The sequence below is a fragment of the Acinetobacter sp. YH12040 genome, assembly GCF_013420005.1.
GTDB classification, from domain to species: Bacteria; Pseudomonadota; Gammaproteobacteria; order Pseudomonadales; family Moraxellaceae; genus Acinetobacter; species Acinetobacter amyesii.
In genome coordinates this window covers 130,808-150,616 of record NZ_VOZB01000008.1, presented here as the reverse complement: position 1 = coordinate 150,616, position 19,809 = coordinate 130,808, and the positions used below count along the sequence as shown (strand labels likewise).

Annotated in this window: 15 protein-coding genes and 1 pseudogene; 14 read left to right on the top strand and 2 right to left on the bottom strand. The window is 42.1% G+C overall.

The genetic code is table 11. The annotated features are described in order from the left end of the window. Positions 1–101 precede the first annotated feature (101 nt). A complete protein-coding gene (locus tag FTT99_RS10950; RefSeq protein ID WP_180128290.1) occupies positions 102–3,530 on the bottom strand; it encodes an Rne/Rng family ribonuclease in 3,429 nt (1,142 codons plus the stop codon). Positions 3,531–3,924: 394 nt separating this feature from the next. On the opposite strand from FTT99_RS10950, the pseudogene FTT99_RS16630 reads away from it, so the two are divergent. The 8 genes and pseudogenes from FTT99_RS16630 to FTT99_RS10915 all read left to right on the top strand — a co-directional run bounded on the left by FTT99_RS16630 (position 3,925) and on the right by FTT99_RS10915 (position 12,500). Continuing rightward, a pseudogene (locus FTT99_RS16630) lies at positions 3,925–4,233 on the top strand (hypothetical protein). 55 nt (positions 4,234–4,288) lie between these two features. Beyond that, complete coding sequence (locus FTT99_RS10945; protein WP_078189751.1) at positions 4,289–5,260, top strand: RluA family pseudouridine synthase; 972 nt, start codon at positions 4,289–4,291, stop codon at positions 5,258–5,260. 151 nt (positions 5,261–5,411) lie between these two features. After that, a complete protein-coding gene (locus FTT99_RS10940; protein ID WP_180024490.1) occupies positions 5,412–6,080 on the top strand; it encodes an HAD-IA family hydrolase in 669 nt (222 codons plus the stop codon). A 690-nt stretch (positions 6,081–6,770) separates the two neighbouring features. Beyond that, positions 6,771–7,568, top strand: coding sequence for a 2-keto-4-pentenoate hydratase (mhpD, locus tag FTT99_RS10935; RefSeq protein ID WP_078189749.1), 798 nt, complete (start codon positions 6,771–6,773; stop codon positions 7,566–7,568). Positions 7,569–7,604: 36 nt separating this feature from the next. Further along, complete coding sequence (locus FTT99_RS10930; protein ID WP_078192779.1) at positions 7,605–8,501, top strand: acetaldehyde dehydrogenase (acetylating); 897 nt, start codon at positions 7,605–7,607, stop codon at positions 8,499–8,501. 11 nt (positions 8,502–8,512) lie between these two features. Continuing rightward, positions 8,513–9,532 (top strand): 4-hydroxy-2-oxovalerate aldolase, encoded by a 1,020-nt coding sequence (gene dmpG / locus FTT99_RS10925; RefSeq protein ID WP_180107112.1) that lies wholly within the window; start codon positions 8,513–8,515, stop codon positions 9,530–9,532. A 547-nt stretch (positions 9,533–10,079) separates the two neighbouring features. Continuing rightward, positions 10,080–11,348 (top strand): OprD family outer membrane porin, encoded by a 1,269-nt coding sequence (locus tag FTT99_RS10920; protein WP_180131458.1) that lies wholly within the window; start codon positions 10,080–10,082, stop codon positions 11,346–11,348. A gap of 294 nt (positions 11,349–11,642) precedes the next feature. Beyond that, positions 11,643–12,500, top strand: coding sequence for an alpha/beta fold hydrolase (locus FTT99_RS10915; protein ID WP_078192776.1), 858 nt, complete (start codon positions 11,643–11,645; stop codon positions 12,498–12,500). A 406-nt stretch (positions 12,501–12,906) separates the two neighbouring features. Here FTT99_RS10915 and hcaR read toward each other — a convergent pair whose 3' ends face one another. Then, positions 12,907–13,812: a DNA-binding transcriptional regulator HcaR gene (gene hcaR / locus FTT99_RS10910; protein WP_078192775.1), complete on the bottom strand. Its 906-nt coding sequence runs from the start codon at positions 13,810–13,812 to the stop codon at positions 12,907–12,909. Positions 13,813–14,090: 278 nt separating this feature from the next. Between hcaR and hcaE the strand changes: the two genes are divergently transcribed. From hcaE to hcaD, 6 genes are all read left to right on the top strand, one after another. Beyond that, on the top strand, positions 14,091–15,458 hold the full coding sequence (gene hcaE, locus FTT99_RS10905; protein ID WP_078192774.1) for a 3-phenylpropionate/cinnamic acid dioxygenase subunit alpha: 1,368 nt from the start codon (positions 14,091–14,093) through the stop codon (positions 15,456–15,458). Beyond that, a complete protein-coding gene (gene hcaF, locus FTT99_RS10900; protein ID WP_067763936.1) occupies positions 15,455–15,973 on the top strand; it encodes a 3-phenylpropionate/cinnamic acid dioxygenase subunit beta in 519 nt (172 codons plus the stop codon). Before hcaE ends, hcaF begins: the two co-directional genes overlap by 4 nt. Beyond that, on the top strand, positions 15,973–16,299 hold the full coding sequence (gene hcaC / locus FTT99_RS10895; RefSeq protein WP_067763933.1) for a 3-phenylpropionate/cinnamic acid dioxygenase ferredoxin subunit: 327 nt from the start codon (positions 15,973–15,975) through the stop codon (positions 16,297–16,299). Before hcaF ends, hcaC begins: the two co-directional genes overlap by 1 nt. Before the next feature lie 2 nt (positions 16,300–16,301). Beyond that, a complete protein-coding gene (hcaB, locus tag FTT99_RS10890) occupies positions 16,302–17,120 on the top strand; it encodes a 3-phenylpropionate-dihydrodiol/cinnamic acid-dihydrodiol dehydrogenase (protein WP_078192772.1) in 819 nt (272 codons plus the stop codon). A gap of 65 nt (positions 17,121–17,185) precedes the next feature. Further along, positions 17,186–18,148, top strand: coding sequence for a 3-carboxyethylcatechol 2,3-dioxygenase (locus tag FTT99_RS10885; protein ID WP_180007135.1), 963 nt, complete (start codon positions 17,186–17,188; stop codon positions 18,146–18,148). Positions 18,149–18,159: 11 nt separating this feature from the next. Continuing rightward, entirely contained in the window at positions 18,160–19,395 is a 1,236-nt protein-coding gene (hcaD, locus tag FTT99_RS10880) for a 3-phenylpropionate/cinnamic acid dioxygenase ferredoxin--NAD(+) reductase subunit (RefSeq protein ID WP_180131457.1), read from the top strand. Positions 19,396–19,809: the final 414 nt, after the last annotated feature.

The window sequence follows — 19,809 nt, the reverse complement described above, 5'->3', positions numbered from 1 at the left end:
TCGTTTCGATCTAGTGCAATCAACCTAATTTGACAAAAGTATCAAAAAAAAACCAGTCACCGAAATGACTGGATTTTTTTATTCACCTGCAAAATAGCAAATTACTGCTCAGTTGCGGTGTTTGCTTTTTTCGGTGGACGACCGCGAGGACGACGAGGGCGTGCAGGTTTTTCACCTTCAGTGGCCGAGTTCTCGTCTACAGGAACCTCAACTTTCTTTTCCGCTTCAACGGCTTGAGCTTTTTCTTCTACTGGTTTAGCAGGAGCTTTAGACACTTCTTCCGTCTTTTCAGGCTGCGCACTCACATCCAGTTCAGCTTGAACGGGTGTCGGTACTTCAGCTTGAACGGCTTCAGGTGCTTCAGTTTGACCTGCAACGTCGGATACATTGGCTTCAACTGTAGCAGCTTTAGCTTCTGCAACTACAGGCGCCTCAATAGCAGTGTCTGCGACAGGCGTAGCTTCCATCTCAGCATGTGCTTTTGCTTGGTCTTGTTTCGCTTGTTCAGCGGCAAGTTTAGCAAGGCGACGACGCTCACGTGGGTCATTAGCAACACGTTTATCTGACACAGGCTTTGGTGGTGTTAAATCCAACATTGGCGCTGGTTCAGCTTCAGGTGCAGCTTTTGTAACTTGAACATCACGAGTGACAGGCTTTTTCTCTACAGCTGCTTCAGCTGCAGGTGCAGACAAAGTCGCGGCATATTCTTCCGTGAATTTTTGCAATGCACGGTTGAATGTTGGAATTAAGCCAAATTGCTCAATCAGTACTGAGCAGTCTTCACCGTATACATGCTTAATCAAGCTGCTTACAGTGTATTGACCCAGTGTCGGCACTTGAGATGGCGAAATTTTCGGAGCCTGTGCTTGTTGAGCGCGAGCTGCACGTTGTTCGCGGCGGCGTTGACGTGGGTCATTGCTTGCACGAGACGGTTTTTGCTGCGCATGCTGTGGTTTATATCCTACTTCTTTTGTTTCAGTCGCAGGTTTTTCCACTTTTTCTGCTTCAACGACAGCGGCTTTTTGGACTACTGGGGTTTCTACAGGTTTTTCAACTGCTGGGGCAGTATTTAGCGCTACGATTTCGCTTTGAGCTTGATCAACATTTACTACAAGTGCTGTTGGCATCACGTCTTGACGTGGTGCATTAACAACTTCAACTTTAGGTTGACGTTGATTGCGGTTTTCAGGTTGTTGCTCAGTTGCAACTTCCTGAGCAATCGCTTGCTCGTTCAATACGCTTTGATCGCGGTGGCGATTTGGGCGATTTGGACGTTGTTGGTTGTTGCGGTCACGACGTGGAACAGACTGCGGTTGTTCATTGTTTTGAACATCGTGCTGTACTTGTTCATTGTTATGTTGACGGCGTGAGTTACGACGGTTTTCACGTTGGTCTTGACGGTTGTCTTGGCGCGGTTCTTGACGTTCAGAACGTTGCTCTTGGCGTTCGTTTTGACGTGCTTCGTTATTGCGCTGCTCTTGACGATCTTGACGTGAAGGTTGTAACACTTCTTCATGAACTTGATGCGGTTGAGCTTCTTGTTCACGTGGTTCTTTATGCTTAGTACGCTTTTTGTTGTGACGTTTTTCTTCACGGTCAGCTTTTTCTGAATGGCTGTCACGTTCTTGTTTGTGCACAACAGAAGAAGGCGCAAGGTAAGCATTATTGTCTACGACAACAACAGGCGCTGCCGATGCAGGGGTAATTTGACCAAACTGGCCACGGCTTGCAGCACCGCTATTTACCATTTGTTCAATTGCAGCAGCGGCATTGTTTGCAGTACGCGACTGGTCAACGGTTGCAGCTTGTTTTTGAACAAATAAGTTTTCTAACCATGCACATGGACTAGATGATGCTGCAGGAGCGGCAACTTGTGCAGGTGCTTGTTGAGCAGCAACGGGTTGTTGCTTATTCTTTTTGTGGCCTTTTTCTTGTTGTTGTACAGGTGCTTGTTGCTGAGCAGCAGCGGCCTGTTCTTCACCTAAATGCCACTCAGATGCTTCGTAACCTAATTCTTTTTCGCTAGAACGTGTCGCTTCAGTGCGCTCATAGCTTGTAGGTGCAAAACCTTCAGGGTTATACGAAATTTCGTAATGTGGTGTTTCTAGGTGAGGGTGTGGAAGTACAGTCACACGAACATTTGAAGTTTGTTCAAGATATACAAGGCTGTGACGCTTTTCATTCAATAAGAATGCAGCAATTTCAACAGGCACTTCAACTTGAACTTCACCATGACGTTCGCGTAGCGCAATTTCTTCCACTTTACGCATAATTGAAAGTGATAAAGAACGTAAGTCACGTACCATACCTGTACCATGACAGCGTGGGCACACATAACCAGTGGCTTCTTCAAGCGATGGGCGTAAGCGTTGACGGCTCATTTCCATCAAACCAAAGCGTGACAATTGACCGAATTGGATACGTGCACGGTCACTTTGTGTTGCTTCACGAAGTTTAGCTTCAACCATACGTTGGTTACGGTCTTTGGTCATGTCGATGAAGTCGATCACAACCAAACCACCGATATCACGTAAACGTAATTGGCGAGCGATTTCTTCAGCAGCTTCAAGGTTGGTATTGAGCGCTGTATCTTCTACGTCGCTACCACGTGTTGATTTTGCAGAGTTAATATCAATTGAAACCAATGCTTCAGTTTGGTCAATCACAATTGAACCACCAGAAGGAAGTTTTACTTCACGTTCATAGGCAGTTTGGATTTGACTTTCGATACCAAAATGAGCAAATAACGGTTCATTTAACGTATAGGTTTTTAATTTGTCGATTTGACGTGGCATCACCGCTTTAACAAAGTTATAGGCTTCGTTATACGCTTGCTCAGAGTCAATCAGAATTTCAGCAACATCATCACGTAAATAGTCACGAATTGCACGTGTAACCACACCGGCTTCTTGGTGAACCAACATTGGTGATGGACCAGAACTTGATGTGCTTTGGATTTGTGCCCAAAGGTCCAGCAAGTGTTGAAGGTCAAGTTGGAGTTCTTCTTGAGAACGACCAATACCTGCAGTACGTACAATCACGCTCATGCCACGAGGGACATTTAAAGACGCCAACATTTCTTTCAATTCTTCACGAACTGAACCTGAAATTTGACGGCTAATACCGCCACCTTTCGGGTTGTTTGGCATCAAGACCAAATAACGACCAGCAAGAGAGATAAATGTAGAAAGGGCAGCACCTTTATTACCACGCTCTTCTTTTTCCACTTGAACCAAAAGCTCAGTGCCTTCAGTGATCAATTCGCGGATGTTTGAAGTTTGGCGAGGATCTGCTTTGTAATAAGAATTAGCTATTTCGCGCATCGACAAGAAACCTTGACGACCTGCACCGTATTCAACAAATACAGCTTCTAAAGACGGCTCTACGCGAGTCACATGACCTTTATAGATATTCGATTTTTTTTGTTCACGGGTACGATTCTCTAAGTCAAAATCGTAAAGACGCTGACCAGTGACAAGTGCAACGCGAATTTCTTCGGCATGTGTTGCATTAATCAACATACGTTTCATGGGTGTAACACCTAATAGTGATACACAGAAGAACATCGCCTGACTCGTAGCGAGCATCAGATAGCATGGATCAAGTTGCACAGATCGAAAAACATCATCTGTGCATGTGTACCGACCTTCTTTGGGCGGGCAACGGTTTTTGATTCACGTATTGATGATGGCAATACGGCTTCAATCTTTTAAACGATTAAAGTCACCTGAACGCGTTTCACTGGCGGACAAACGGTGCATTGGATGTGAGTAACTTTCACTGTCACATTGCTCGAAGAGCATCCATTCATATCTGATAGAGCGTCTTGATACGGAATTATCATCGTACCTTTACAAACTGTGCAGATCCAATGCATCAAACGTTGTGGCCTGAACACGATTTCCAGGGAGCGACTGGTCTGATGTGTATCAGTTTACGTTTAAAAACCAACCTTGGTTGGCACATATTTTTTTGGGGCAAACTGTTTTATGTACCTACGGCACAATTAAACGCAACAGTTTGCAGTTTTGCCGATATAATAAGCCTTCGGCGTCGGCATAATTCTTTTGGGACCTTTCCGAGCTAAATGAGTAATTGCTTGAAAGTTCAATGACAGTAAATACTGAAATGAATCAACTTTTACTCAGTTACGGTGGTTTCCGTGCGCTGACTATATCAAACCTTGCATCATCTGCCTATGGGCTAAGCTTATGTTTCTTGCGAAAAGTATAGCTTAAATGATCAGTTTTTAATCAATTTTAGTATTTTTTTAGGTCACAGTAACTGTATGAATTCTACGCAAGAATGGCAAAGCGTCACCTGGTTTGAAGTGGACGAGCATCAGGCGGGTCAACGTATTGATAATTTCCTGTTTAGTCGTCTGAAAGGTGTGCCTAAAAGTCGCATTTATCGTCTGATTCGTGAAAGCCAAGTCCGCGTCAATAAAAAACGCGTCAAAGCGGAAACCAAACTCAATATTGGTGACCAAGTTCGAGTTGCTCCAATTCGTTATGAGCAAAAAGATGAGTCTGCGGTTCCCGTATCGGACAAAGTGGCACAAAGTTTACTGAGCCGTGTGGTGTATGAAGATGAAGGCTTAATGGTGGTAAACAAACCTTCTGGTATTGCTGTTCACGGCGGTAGTGGTGTGGCGTATGGCTTGATCGAAGGCTTACGTGCCGCAACAGGGAAGAAATACCTTGAGCTGATTCACCGAATTGACCGCGACACTTCTGGTTTGGTGATGATTTCAAAAAAACGTAGTGTGTTAAAAAGCCTGCAAGACATGTTACGTGAGCACAAAATCCAAAAAACTTATGCTGCTGTGGTGAAAGGCGTGGTGAGTCTGGATAAGCAGCTGATTGATCAGCCTTTGCATCGTTACGAACTGGCAAATGGCGAGCGTCGTGTTCGTGTATCACCTAAAGAAGGTAAAGAGTCGAAGACGCTGTGGAACGTGAAAGAACGTTTTATGCATGCCACATTGGTGTATGCGTCTCCACTTTCGGGCCGTACCCATCAGATCCGTGTACATGGTTTAAGTATTGGTCATCCATTGGTGGGCGATGAAAAATACGGTCATGAAACTGAATACCGTGGTCCAAAGCCACGTCGTTTATGTCTGCATGCTATGCGTTTAGAAATTCCGGGTTACCAAACCATTGAAGCGCCATTGCCAGAAGATATGCAAAGCCTTGTGGCGCAGCTACGCGCGCAAAAAGCTGACAAAGTGGTGAAGTCTTCCGAAGATGACGAGTAAGTTTTAAATATTAGACTTCTCCCCCTGAGCAGGACTGCTTCGTAAGTTTTCTTTCGCCCTCTCCTTTAAGGAGAAGGCCGGGGTGAGGTAAATAAATTGATGCACTCCAGAATCTGAATTACCAAACACTGAATCAAATCTAGGGAAACGTATGAACTCAGCTGTAAAACTAGTCATTTTCGATTGGGATGGCACTTTATTTGATTCTGTGGGTCAAATTGTAGCGAGTTTGAAATTTGCAGCAGATCAATATTCACAGCCGCTGACCGATGCTGATGCGAAAAGTATTATTGGTTTAGGTCTGCCGGAAGTCGCACAGCGGTTATTTCCGACGGTTCCTGAATTACACAGCGACATTTTGCAAAGTTATGCCGATCACTATGTGGCACATTCCAAAGGTGATATATGGTTTGAAGGTGTGGCTGATATGTTGCAGGAATTACGTGATGCCGGTCTACAATTGGCTGTTGCAACGGGGAAAAGCCGTAAAGGTCTAGACCGTGTTTTGGCTCAAACGCAAAGTCATGAGCTATTTTGTGCGACCCGAGCAGCCAGTGAAACCAAATCTAAGCCAGATCCGTTGATGTTGGCAGAAATTTTGGCGGAAACAGGGCTGCGTCCTGATCAAGCTATTATGGTCGGTGACACATCTTATGATTTAGAAATGGCCCTCAATATTCAGATGCCACGTGTAGGCGTGAGCTATGGAGTGCATACTGTAGAAACACTCCAGTGTTTTCAACCCTTACATATTGCACATAGCGTAGGTGATTTGACTGAATTTCTACTAGAACACGTGAAATTACGTCTAGCTGTATAGTTTTAGATACAAACGAGTAAAAAGGGTGAAATTTGTTTTCACCTTTTTTGTTACCAAATGAATAGTAATTCAAGCTCTACTTGTTGAAATGAGTAAATTCAATTATTTAAAAAAGTAATAACACTAGATTTTTCTACAATAACAAGCAGTCTTCTAGCAAATTTACCTTAAAAAGTTGAGCGCAACTATTTGGCCTTTTACCACAAGCTGGAATAGATTTTTTGTTTGAATTTTTGGTTTTATCTTATTGTTGTTTATTGATTTATTTTTAAATTTTCTAATTTATTTAACTAAATCATATGAAATTGAACACCTATGCGTAAAAGTTGGCCTGACGCTAAAATAATCTTTTAATCTTATCTTTTAGTCGTATAAGCCAAGTTTTTTAGTAGAGATTCAGATTTAAGGGCGAAAAAAATAGTGAATTTTATTTAATTATTTTGACTTAAGTTTTTGAATATTAATAATAAATAATGATTAATTTATAGCTAATAGCTATAGTCATAAATAAAATAAGTATTGGTATTCACTTTATAAAATCTCGATGCTAAATGCATCTAAACATAACGTGTAGTATGTCAAGTGAAATGCTTTAGGCGAATCCTGACATGACTTTCATCACTTTGATTTTGATGGTGATCGGGATGAAACACGTTGTGCATCCAATTTTTGCAGTTTAAGGAAACATTGATGTCGAATTCTGCTGTTGTTGAATCAGTTGCGCAAGCATTACGCGATGCGGAAGTAAATCAGGCTGCGATTGCACCGATCCGTCCACAACTTGGTGGTGAAAGTGCTGATGTAGATATTGCTTATGCCGTTCAAGAAGTGAATACCAAACGTGCGGTGGCAGAAGGTCGTCGCCTTGTAGGTCGTAAAATTGGCTTAACTTCAAAAGTTGTACAAGCGCAGTTAGGCGTTGATCAACCTGACTTCGGTATGTTGTTTGCTGACATGGCGTATGGCGATGGTGAAGAAATCCCTGCTGGTTTATTGATTCAGCCAAAAGTTGAAGCAGAAATTGCTTTGGTGATTAACCAAGATTTGACCAAAGAAAAACACACCTATGCAGACATTATTAGTGCAACAGAATATGCACTGCCTGCAATTGAAGTGGTCGATAGCCGTATTGAAAACTGGAAAATCTCGTTGATTGATACTGTGGCAGATAACGCATCTTCAGCAGGTTTTGTGCTGGGTTCTAAGCCTGTAAAACTTGCAGATCTTGACCTTGTAAATTGCAAAATGGTCATGACTCGTGGTGAAGAAGTGGTTTCACAAGGTGTGGGTAAAGCGTGTCTTTCTAACCCATTAAATGCAGCAGTGTGGTTGGCTGACGAAATGGTTCGTCGTGGTCGTCCATTGCTTGCAGGTGACATCGTATTGACCGGTGCCTTAGGCCCAATGGTTGTGGCAAATCCTGGTGATGAATTCAAAGTTGAAATTGAAGGCTTTGGTTCTGTGACTGCAGCATTTGCAGCGAAATAAGCTTGGGTTTTACGGAATTTTTAAGAGTACACATTCATGAAAAAGATTAAATGTGCATTGATCGGTCCAGGGAACATTGGTACTGACTTGCTTTACAAACTTCAACGCAGCGAATTTTTAGAACCAGTATGGATGGTTGGTATTGACCCGACGTCTGAAGGTTTGGCTCGCGCTGCTAAAATGGGTTTAAAAACCACTGCTGAAGGCGTAGATGGTTTACTTGCACACGTAATTGAAGACGACATTAAAATCGCATTTGATGCAACTTCTGCCTATGTTCATGCTGAAAACAGCCGTAAATTGAATGAACTTGGCGTGTTAATGATTGACTTAACACCTGCTGCAATCGGTCCATTCTGCGTACCACCAGTAAACTTAGAAGCGTTATTGGATGCCGGTGAAGTTCCGAACGTCAATATGGTGACATGTGGTGGTCAGGCAACGATTCCTATGGTTGCTGCGATTTCACGAGTTCAGCCTGTTGAATATGGCGAAATCATTGCAACAGTATCAACAAAATCTGTGGGTCCAGGTACACGTAAAAACATTGATGAATTTACTCGTACGACTGCTGGCGCTATTGAAAAAGTGGGTGGTGCGAAACAAGGTAAAGCGATCATCATCATTAACCCTGCTGAGCCACCACTGATGATGCGTGATACTGTTCACTGTCTTGTTGAAGGTGAACCAGATCAAGCAGCAATCACTGAATCTGTACATGCGATGATTCTTGAAGTTCAAAAATATGTACCAGGTTACAAACTTGTAAATGGTCCTGTATTTGACGGTAACCGTGTTTCAATCTTCTTAGAAGTTGAAGGTTTAGGTGATTATCTTCCTAAATATGCAGGTAACCTCGACATTATGACTGCGGCAGCTGCACGTACTGCAGAAATGTTTGCAGAACGCGTATTAAACACTGCTGAAGCTTAAGGAATACCAAAATGTCTAAGATTATTATTAATGATATGACTTTACGTGATGGTATGCATCCTATGCGCCATCAAACTACACCTGAACAAATGGTTGCCATTGCAACTGCTTTGGATGATGCAGGTGTACCTTTAATCGAAGTTACGCATGGTGACGGCTTAGGCGGTAACTCTGTGAACTATGGTTTTGCAGCAGCAACCGATGAAGAATACCTAAAAGCGGTGATTCCAAACCTGAAACAGGCGAAAGTATCTGCACTTTTACTTCCTGGTATTGGTACGGTTGACCATTTGAAAATGGCACATGATGTTGGTGTAGCAACCATTCGTGTTGCAACGCACTCAACTGAAGCTGACGTTTCTGAACAGCACATTACTGCTGCACGTAAACTTGGCATGGACACTGTGGGCTTCTTGATGATGGCGCACATGGCAACTCCTGAAAAACTTTTGGAAGAAGCCAGCAAAATGGTGTCATACGGTGCAAACTGTATTTATGTGACTGACTCTGCTGGTTATATGTTGCCTCAAGACGTGACTGACCGTGTAGGTATCTTACGTGCAAACTTGGGTTCAGAGATTGAACTTGGTTTCCATGGTCACCACAACTTAGGTATGGGCGTGGCAAATACGGTTGCTGCTGTTGAAGCTGGCGCGATTCGTGTCGATCTTGCATCTGCAGGTCTAGGTGCGGGTGCAGGTAACACACCACTTGAGTTATTCGTGGCTGTTGCGAACCGTATGCAAATGGAAACTGGCGTTGACTTGTTTAAAGTACAAGACATTGCTGAAGACCTTGTTATTCCAATGATGCACAACCCGATCCGTGCCGATCGTGATGCTGCGACTTTAGGTTATGCAGGTGTTTACTCTTCATTCTTGTTATTTGCTAAACGTGCTGAAGCGAAATATGGCGTGTCTGCTCGTGAAATTCTTCTTGAGCTTGGTCGTCGTGGTACGGTTGGTGGTCAAGAAGATATGATTGAAGACTTGGCATTGACCATGTCTAAAGCAAAAGAAGCCAATGCTTAATTTGCTTTAAGTCAAAAAGCGCCCCAAATGGGCGCTTTTTTTATGTCTGAAGTGGCTGTGTTGGTTTGAGATGGGCTTGAGATTACGTTGAGATTGATTTGAGGCATGAAAAGCGGATTGAAATAAGAAATGTCTTACGAACCAATGGCTGATTTCGAGCAGCCATAGTAGTAAAATTTAACTTTAAGTTATTGATGATTATATAAATTAAATATCATGTCATAGCTAAATTTTATAACTAAAATAAGGATAAATCTCAGTAAAAAACTTTGTTTAAACTTAAAAGCAATTAATACAGCGCATGTAATTGCAAAAAATAAAAAACTTTAAATTTTATGTTAGTAAAACATGGGGTTAATTTAATCAGTTGTTCTAAATGATAAAAAAGAGTTATTGTTTTAATCTCTAAGGAAAATAACCAGAAATAGCTTCCAAAGTTCAAGTCGTACAAAAGCCTGATAAACCTTAATACTGTAGTCGGATTTTTTTCCAAGGTATTGTTGAGCATGATGATGTCATAGCTTAATTTGATCACTGGGAATAAGCCATGCGTCGTCAAAATTTATGGATAGCAATTCTTGCTGCGACAGCAACATTAGGAACATCTGCAACTTATGCGGACTTTGTTGACGACAGCCAAGTACAATTGAAATTTAAAAACTTCTACTTAGACCGTCAAATTAAAGAAAATCCGGCGGGTAACTGGGGTTCATGGTCACAGGGTGTGACTTTGGATGTCAAGTCAGGGTATCAAGATATTGGTGCAGGTATTCAAGTGGGTGCTGACCTTTTGGTTCAACATGCATTTAAACTTAATGCACGTGATAAAAACCCAGACTGGATCTTGCCGCACGATGGTAAAGAATCAAAAGATAACTTTGGTAAAGTGGGCGTGACCCTTAAAGCCAAAGTATCTGAAACTGAGTTGAAAGTGGGTGAGTTATTACCAGTGTCTCCAGTGTTGGTTTTCGATCCATCACGTCAGTTAATGACGACTTATAGCGGTGCATGGTTAGAATCGAAAGAGATTAAAGATACTAAGTTAACTTTGGCATACATTGACGGGATCAATAACCGTTATGACAACCAATTCCGTGATTTATCAATGTTCGCTCCAGGTAAAAGATTACCAGATGGCACCATAGGTCATTATGATCTTGGGCCAACTTCTGATGGTATGTATATTGCGGGTATTGACCATCAATTTACACCTGAAATTGGTGGTAGCTATTGGTATGCCGATGTTCAAGACATTTACACACAGCAATATGTCGGCGCGAACTATAAAACTAAGTTAGGTGACAAAGCCAAACTGGATAGCCATATCCGTTATTTTGACAACTCAGATTCGGGTGACAAACTGTATGGCGAAATTGATAACCAAGCGTTATCGGTTGGTGCGAAAGTGAATTACGGTTCGCATACCTTTGGTTTGGGTTATCAACAAATGTTTGGTGATAATGCATTCCCAACACTGGGTGGATGGGTGCCGCAGCCGTACTTAGTCAACTGGGGTATAGCAACATTTACTGCAAAAAATGAAAAATCATGGGGCTTTACTTATGGCTATGATTTCTCAGAAATGGGTGTGAAAGGCTTAAATACAACTGCTGTTTATTTCACAGGTTCAGATGCAGAAATTGCTGGTCTTAAAGATCAGAAGTCAGATGAATTGAACTTAATTGTGAACTACACCGTGCCTGAAGGTAAGTTGAAGGGCTTAGGCTTCCAGGCAATGTATATCGATGCCGATTTCGATTACAAATCTGACTTGCAAGAGTACCGTGTCGCGACAACTTATACCTATAAGTTCTAATTTCTCAGGATAAAAAAGAGGGAAGTGGATTCATTGCTTCCCTTTTTATTCGCTGGGTTATTTAAAAAAGAAATACCTCAAAGATTTTATGGATATATTTTTGAGTTATATATTTAAAAAACAATAACTTAAATTATAGTCTATTTGTTGTTTATGATCGTAAATATGTATCAGTTAGCAGTGGCTGAACAGGTAATATGAGACTGTAAAAACCACAAAATCCAAAAGAGTCCCCCTTGTGTTTAAATCCGTTATGGATTGAAACATAAGCTCTACGCAATACGAGGAGCATGTATGAGCACTGTTCAGATTCCTGACTATACAACTGATTCATTCTTTGGTTTAGAAGATAAATGGATTGAAACTGCTGAAGGCGAATTAACGCATTACCACGAAGTGGGTGAAGGCACACCAATTCTATTTTTACACGGTTCAGGTACAGGTGTATCTGCTGCTGCAAACTGGTGGTTAAACCTTCCACAAATTGGTGAACAAGCACGTTGTATCGCTATCGATACTATTGGTTATGGTCAAACTGTTGTTGCACCGAATACTGCTTATGGTATCCGTGCTTGGGTTGATCACGCTGTACGTACGTTAGATGCCCTAGGTATTGAAAAAACTTGGTTAGTGGGTAACTCACTCGGTGGCTGGTTAGCATTCCAAATGGCTTTGGACTATCCAGAACGTGTATTGGGTATCGTTTCTATGGGTACAGGCGGTGCTAAACAAACTGCAGCACTTAAAGCACATGCAAACCCTGTATTAACCGAAGAAGGCATCAAGAAAACCTTGTCTATGTTTGTTGTAAACAAAGACTTGATCACAGACGAATTGGTAAAAGTACGTTTTGCATCTGCTGCAAATGACTATGCATCAAATCGTTTGATGGATGTTGTTGGCGCACGTGACCGTGACCGTTTCGAATTCCCATTAGATTTTGAAAAAATGAAAGACATTACTGTGCCAGTATTGTTGATTCACGGTGTACAAGACGTGGTGATTCCTGTATCTCGTACGTGGGATATTTTGAATACCGTTCCTCATGCTGATGCGCATATTTTCAGCCAATGTGGCCACTGGTCTCAAGTTGAAAAAGCAGAAGAATTCAACACCGTGATTAAAGATTATTTAAAAGCGCGTGGTGTGTAATTTCTTGTCACTGACATGAAATTCAAAAAAAGGATGGTTTTGCCATCCTTTTTTTTATATAAATCTTTTGAAAAAAATACTTTAAATGAGTATTATTCTCATTAATAGGTCGACAGTGTACGGTCTAAATCAGTAAAAAGGCATAAAATAAGCTCATCTAAATGGTTGGGGAAGGGGAATTATTTATTAGACTTAAGTTGTAAATCGGCTATTTTTAGCAATTTTTATCAATGTCTAAACTAAAATTTATAAGTTATTTTCCATCAAATCGATATGCATGATAGATAAAATGCGTCGATTAAAACATTTAAACGATTAAAAAAGCGACTTTTTAGCCATAAAAAAAGCACCATTATTTATTTCAAAAATAATGGTGCTATATCTATAAATTATGACTTGGCGAAAATTAACGCTGTTCGCGATTGATATCGAGATAAAAAACTTTGGTTAGCAGTTCAAGGAATTTATCTACAGCCACAGAACTCGCCGTTTTTCGGTAACTTACGTACAGGTCTAGATACGGTAATTCGACATCTAAAGGACGAATGACAGTATTGTTCATGGTCAATGGCGCGATGTATCCCGGTAGGATCGTGCAGCCTAAACCCATGCCGATGGAGTTAATGTTAAACAGGATATTGTCGGCTTTTTGCACGATATTAAATTGAACGCCATGGTTAGAAGCAAAGTCTAAAATGGCTTCATGCAATGTGCCTGATTGTTCGCGTGCAGGAATGATAAAATCAATACCATTCAATGCTTTAACTGGAATACGTTCGTACTTCGCTAAAGGGTGATCTTTGGGTAAAATAAAGATCAATGGTTCACGTAGTACAAACTGACTTTCAATTTCGTCGCTATGAAAGTTATTGCGAGTAAAAGTGATATCTAGTTCACCTTTTTGCAGTAATTTCATCTGATCGCGATTATTTAAACTAAGTAATTCAATTTTGAGTTCTGGGTTTTGAACACGCAGATTTGGCAAGACGTATGGGAAGATTTTCATCTCTGCGACAGGCACAAAACCAATCCGTAGCATCTGTTGTTTGGCTTGTGAAACCTGACGTGCCATCGCTACGGCCTTGTCTGCTTGAGCTAGTGTCAAACGTGCTTGTTCTAGAAATACGGCACCTTCTTCTGTGAGCTCAACTTTGCGTTTAGTCCGGTGCAACAATTTTACGCCGACATCTTCTTCAAGATCTTTAATTTGTTGGCTTAAAGAAGGTTGAGCAGTATAAAGTTTTAACGCAGCTTTACTGAAATTGAGTTCTTCAGCAACAGTAATGAAGTAGCGTAAGTGTCGTAATTCCATATAATCAACCCGTGGAGTAATCCAAAAAATGTCTTACTTAGAAGTTCGTTCAGTATAATCTATAAACAACTATTGCGTGAGGATTATTTTGCCATTCACGAAATAAATGGTGTTCTCGGTAATTTAAAAAAAATACTATAAAAAAAATCTACCGTAATAATCCATAAAATCTCTTAATTAAAACAAAATAAATATTTCCCGAATATCGCTCTAAAATCCATCATCGTTGAAAAGTTGAGTCTATTACTTTGTGCCTTATGGTCACAGGAGAGCTTTTCATGAGTGGAAAAATTGATGTGCGCGAAATCGATGCTTTAGTCGATGCACAAAATGGACGTATCACGCCATCTATCTATACCGATCCAGACATTTACGAACTTGAATTAGAACGTGTGTTCGGTCGTACATGGTTATTCCTATGCCATGAGAGCCAAATTCCTAAAGCCGGCGATTTCTTCAATACCTATATGGGTGAAGATCCAATCATCGTGGCACGTCAAAAAGATGGCTCAATCAAAGCATTCTTAAACCAATGTCGTCACCGCTCTATGCGTGTGAGCTTCGCGGACTGTGGTAATACACGTGCATTTACTTGCCCATACCACGGCTGGTCTTATGGCATTGATGGTTCTCTAAAAGATATCCCGCTTGAAGATCGTGCTTACCCACATGGTGCATGTAAAGAGCAATGGGGTCTGGTAGAAGTTAACCGCGTTAAATCATACAAAGGCTTAGTATTCGGCTGCTGGGATGAAACAACTCCAGATCTAGAAGAATACATGGGCGATATCGCTTGGTACCTGGACGGCGTTGTAGACCGTCGTGAAGGTGGTACTGTGATCGTTGGTGGTGTACACAAATGGGAAATCGACTGTAACTGGAAATTTGCAGCTGAACAGTTCGCTTCTGACCAATACCACGCGTTGTTCTCTCATGCATCTGCGATTCAGGTGCTTGGTGCTAAACCAGATGATGAATCTTCTAAGAAATTAGGTGCTGCACAAACTGCCCGTCCAGTTTGGGAAACTGCCAAAGACGCGATCCAATACGGTTCACGTGGTCACGGTTCAGGCTTCTTCTTCACTGAGAAACCAGACGCAAACGTATGGGTGGATGGTGAAGTAGCAAACTACTTCCGTGAAACGTATGAAGAAGTGAAAGAACGCCTAGGTGAAACTCGTGCACTGCGTCTTGCTGGTCACAACACCATGTTCCCAACACTATCTTGGTTGAACGGTACTGCAACGCTTCGTGTATGGCACCCACGTGGTCCAAACAAGACTGAAGTATGGGCATTCTGTATCTGTGATGCGGACGCGCCAGAAGATGTACAAGCAGCATTTGAACGTTCTGCAACACGTGCCTTCGGTCCTGCTGGTTTCCTAGAGCAAGATGACTCTGAGAACTGGATTGAAATTCAAAAAGTTTTACGTGGTTATAAAGCCCGTCAAAACAAATTAATTATGGAAATGGGTAAAGGTAACGAGAAAGTACGTGAAGATGGTATCCCTGGTATCACCAACTACATTTTCTCAGAAACAGCTGCACGTGGTATGTACCGTCGTTGGGCTGACCTATTGATTCATGAAAAATGGGAAGACGTTGAAGCTGCGGCTGACGAATATGAGAAGGAGCTTATGAAATGAGTCAAATTAGTTTAGAACTCCATCACCAAATTAGTCAGTTTCTTTATCGTGAAGCAAAATTGCTTGACGATTGGAAGTTCCGCGATTGGTTAGCTGTATTAGCTGAAGATATTTCTTATACGTTACGCACAACACCAAACGCGCAAACACGTGACCGTCGTCGTTCGATTGAGCCGCCAACAACTTGGGTATTTAACGATACTAAAGATTTGTTGGAACGCCGTGTAGCTCGTTTAGAGACAGGTATGGCTTGGGCTGAAGAACCTCCTTCACGTACAACACACATGGTTTCAAATGTGATTGTTGAAGCGACTGAAGTTGAAGGCGAATACGACGTTTACGTAACGTACTTGTTGTACCGTACCCAGAAAGAGAAAGATGTAACAATCTACTGTGGTAAGCGTCACGACAAGATCCGCAAAGTCGACACTGAGCAAGGTTTCGAAATCTTCAACCGTAAGATTACCCTTGATCAGGTTACTTACAACTCACATAACCTGAGCGTGTTCTTCTAATGAATAAGATTTTTGTTTGCCAAGTTGACGAATTAGACGAAGGCGAAGCATTGAAAGTAGATTGCGGCGTTAACGGTATCGATGCGCTTGCAGTATTCAACAACAATGGCGAATTTTTCGCGATGAACGACCGTTGTTCACATGGTAATGCTTCAATGTCTGAAGGTTACCTTGAAGATGATGGCACTGTTGAATGTCCACTTCATTCGGCTCGATTCTGTTTGAAAACTGGTCAAGCATTATGCTTACCAGCAACAGATCCTATCAAAACATTCCCTGTGATTGTTGAAGATGGTGCTTTATACGTAGAGATGGCAGGAGAGTAATCATGGGTTGGCTACAAGGCGAAGTTGCACTTATTACCGGTGGTGGTTCAGGCTTAGGCTGGGCATTGGTTGAACGTTTCTTAGAAGAAGGTGCACAAGTTGCTGTTCTTCAACGTTCTCAATCGAAAGTTGATGCATTGAAAGAACATTTTGGTGACCGCGTGCTTGCGATCGCAGGAGATGTAGCCAGCTATGAGGATAATGTTCGTGCAGTACAAGCAACTGTAGAACATTATGGCAAACTTGACTGTTTCGTCGGAAACGCAGGTATCTGGGATCATTACGCAGATATCGTCAATACATCGGGTGAACAGCTGGAAAAAGCTTTTGATGAGATTATGGGTATTAACACCAAATCTCTCATCTTAGGTGCCAAAGCTGCACTTGATGCATTGATAGCTTCGGAAGGTTCTATCATATTTACTTTGTCTAACTCAGCACTGTATTCGGCAGGCGGAGGCCCTGTATACACAGCGTCTAAGCATGCTGGCGTTGGGATCATGAAAGAATTAGCCTACGAGCTTGCGCCTAAAGTACGAGTGAACGCTGTTGCTCCGTCGGGTATGAATGTAAACATCAAAGGCGCTGCGTCTTTAGGCCAAGAAAACCTCGGTCTACTCGATGCACGTGATCCTGAGAAGATTGCACGCGGCATGCCGCTCAATTTCTTACCCGAACCTGAAGATATGACTGGTTCATACGTGTTATTGGCTTCTCGTCAAAACAACCGCCCATTAACTGGTGTTTTAATTAATGCTGAATGTGGTCTGGGTATCCGTGGTTTACGTCAACCACGTGCTGGCTTCTTTGACGAGATTTAATTCGCCAAATACGTAAAGGACTTACTCGGCAGCCGTCTTGGCTGCCTTCCGTTTAGGAGTCACCCATGGCCGTTAAACTTATTTGTGCATCGCACAGTCCCCTAATGGAATTCGCCTCTCCGCAAGAGAAATACAAAGAGGAAAAAGTTCGCGAAACTTTTGCCAAACTTGCTAAAGAAGTTGAAGACTATAATCCAACATTGATCATTACTTTTGGTCCAGACCATTTCAATGGTTTCTTCTATGACCTCATGCCATCTTTCTGCGTCGGTATTCGTGCCAAAGCAGCAGGTGATTGGGATTATGGTAAAGACAATGACCACATTAATGTGCCTGAAGAAACAGCAATTAGTCTGGTTCGTCGCGTATTGGATGAAGGTGTCGATGTTGCATACTCTTATCGTATGCAGGCAGACCACGGTGTGACTCAACCATTACATTTCCTTTGTGGTGGCAAGCTTGATCGTTATCCAACGATTCCAATTTTTATCAATGGTGCAGCTGCACCGATGCCAACAACCAAGCGTACAGTCGCTTTGGGTCGTGCAGTCGGTCAGTTCATTAAATCATTGAACTTAGAGAATGAACGTGTACTTGTTTTGGGTACAGGTGGTTTGTCTCATGATCCACCAACGCCGCAAATGGGTTCAGTTCCACCAGAAGTGGAAGAGTTCCTGATTGCAGGTCGTAATCCAACTGAAGAGGCACGTAATACACGTCAAGGCAAAATCATTGCTGTCGGTCAAAAACTCGCAGCGGGTGATACTTCTGTCGCAGTGCCTTTAAACCCAGAATGGGATCGTGCATTGCTTGATACTTTCGCCAAAGCTGACTTTGCTGCCATTGAAGCGATGACTGAAGCTGAAATTCGTGTTGAAGGCGGTCGTGGTGGTCAAGAAGTTCGTTCTTGGATGGCTGCTTTTGCTGCACTACATGAAGTGGGCGAATACGACATGACAACACATTGCTACGAAGATATTAGTGAGTGGATTGCGGGCTTCGGCATCGTATCTGCAGAATTGAAATAAGGAACAAACCCATGAGCCAAAATGGTATCGAAACCATCGTTATTGTTGGAGCTGGTCAAGCTGGTGCTAGCGCCATTTTAGAACTCCGTGCGAACAAGTATGAAGGCAAAATCATTTTGGTGGGTGATGAAACACATCTTCCTTATGAACGTCCGCCTTTGTCTAAAGACGTAATTCTAAAACCTGAAGAGACCAAAATCGAAATTCTGTCAGAAGAAAAATTGGCAGAACTCGGTGTTGAACATATTCGTGGCAATGGCGCTGTGAAAATCCATAGCGATGCAAAAACAGTTGAACTGAAAAATGGCGAAATTGTTGCATTTGACAAGTTGCTTCTAGCAACCGGTGGTGCAGCACGCCGTTTACCGAATTTCGATGCTTTGGGTAAACACGTTTATACCTTACGTAACCTTGAAGATTCACAAGCATTGGTGCCTGTATTACAAGCGGGTCGCCGTATTGTATTGATCGGCGGTGGTGTGATTGGTCTTGAGCTTGCTTCTTCAGCACGTTCTAAAGACTGTATCGTGACCGTGATTGAAATGGGTCCAATGGTGATGGGGCGTTCATCTCCACGCGTATTGAGCGAATTCTTATTGGCTCAACAACGTCTTGCAGGTGTAGATGTTCGTCTTTCGACTTCTATTGCTGACTGTAAGCTTGATGGTGAAGAAGTGGTGATCACGCTTGAAGGCGGTGAAGAACTTCGTGCAGATGCTGTAGTTTACGGTATTGGCATTGTGCCAAATGCACAGCTTGCTGTTGAAGCAGGTTTAGACGTTGATTTTGCCATTAAAGTGAATGATAACTGCCAAACTTCACATCCAGATATTTATGCAGCGGGTGATGTTGCGACTCAGCTTCGTGACTGTGGTAACCACCGTCGTGTCGAAACTTGGGAAAATGCGAACTTGCAAGCAGGTATCTTTGCTCGTCATGTAATGGGTGTTGAACATCCAACCCCAAATCCAGCGTGGTTCTGGACAGATCAATTGAATATCAACTATCAATTTGTGGGTGATATGGCTGCAAGCGAATGGATTGCACGTGGCGAAGTAAATCCTGAATTAGCTGCAGAATCATCATTTGTTTTGTTTGGTGTTACTGACGGTGTAATCGTGGGTGGTATCACTGTGAATGCTGCGAAAGAGATGCGTCATTTGAAAAAATTGATTAGCAAGAATGCAGCGTTTGAAGCGGATAAATATTTAGATTTAAGCCAAGATTTACGTAAACTTGTAAAGTAAGCTGAATGTCTAAGAGGAGCAGACTTGCGGTAACGTAGGTCTGTTTTTTTATGTCTTTAGTTTTAGCATCGCACTTATAAAGCTATTTTGTAGTCCATGTATATAGTTTTAGCTTATATAGATCTATTCAACGGTTTTAATCCTCCCCAGCCCTCCTTTTTCAAAGGAGGGAGTAGTCTTTGTGAAGAATGGATTTCGTTTGGATGATTCCCCCTCTTTTTTTAAAGAGGGGTTAGGGGAGATTATTGATCGTTTGAGGAGAAGTCCATATACCCCAAACGATCGGTGGCATTCATACCGCCTCCAATTTAGTTGATAAAGGGGAGAACAATAATTGGTCTTAAACTTTATTAGTTACTGGTCTTACGAGTAGTTCCAGATCTGAATAGTGGGTTTCAGGTTAAGTCGTTAGAA

What these genes read in the sequence shown, in the direction of transcription:
- hcaB (WP_078192772.1), top strand. Translation starts at nt 16,302, where the DNA reads ATGGGTTGGCTACAAGGCGAAGTTGCACTTATTACCGGTGGTGGTTCA.
- hcaC (WP_067763933.1), top strand. Translation starts at nt 15,973, where the DNA reads ATGAATAAGATTTTTGTTTGCCAAGTTGACGAATTAGACGAAGGCGAA.
- mhpD (WP_078189749.1), top strand. Translation starts at nt 6,771, where the DNA reads ATGTCGAATTCTGCTGTTGTTGAATCAGTTGCGCAAGCATTACGCGAT.
- FTT99_RS10920 (WP_180131458.1), top strand. Translation starts at nt 10,080, where the DNA reads ATGCGTCGTCAAAATTTATGGATAGCAATTCTTGCTGCGACAGCAACA.
- hcaE (WP_078192774.1), top strand. Translation starts at nt 14,091, where the DNA reads ATGAGTGGAAAAATTGATGTGCGCGAAATCGATGCTTTAGTCGATGCA.
- dmpG (WP_180107112.1), top strand. Translation starts at nt 8,513, where the DNA reads ATGTCTAAGATTATTATTAATGATATGACTTTACGTGATGGTATGCAT.
- FTT99_RS10950 (WP_180128290.1), bottom strand. Translation starts at nt 3,530, where the DNA reads ATGAAACGTATGTTGATTAATGCAACACATGCCGAAGAAATTCGCGTT.
- FTT99_RS10945 (WP_078189751.1), top strand. Translation starts at nt 4,289, where the DNA reads ATGAATTCTACGCAAGAATGGCAAAGCGTCACCTGGTTTGAAGTGGAC.
- hcaR (WP_078192775.1), bottom strand. Translation starts at nt 13,812, where the DNA reads ATGGAATTACGACACTTACGCTACTTCATTACTGTTGCTGAAGAACTC.
- FTT99_RS10885 (WP_180007135.1), top strand. Translation starts at nt 17,186, where the DNA reads ATGGCCGTTAAACTTATTTGTGCATCGCACAGTCCCCTAATGGAATTC.
- FTT99_RS10915 (WP_078192776.1), top strand. Translation starts at nt 11,643, where the DNA reads ATGAGCACTGTTCAGATTCCTGACTATACAACTGATTCATTCTTTGGT.
- FTT99_RS10930 (WP_078192779.1), top strand. Translation starts at nt 7,605, where the DNA reads ATGAAAAAGATTAAATGTGCATTGATCGGTCCAGGGAACATTGGTACT.
- hcaD (WP_180131457.1), top strand. Translation starts at nt 18,160, where the DNA reads ATGAGCCAAAATGGTATCGAAACCATCGTTATTGTTGGAGCTGGTCAA.
- FTT99_RS10940 (WP_180024490.1), top strand. Translation starts at nt 5,412, where the DNA reads ATGAACTCAGCTGTAAAACTAGTCATTTTCGATTGGGATGGCACTTTA.
- hcaF (WP_067763936.1), top strand. Translation starts at nt 15,455, where the DNA reads ATGAGTCAAATTAGTTTAGAACTCCATCACCAAATTAGTCAGTTTCTT.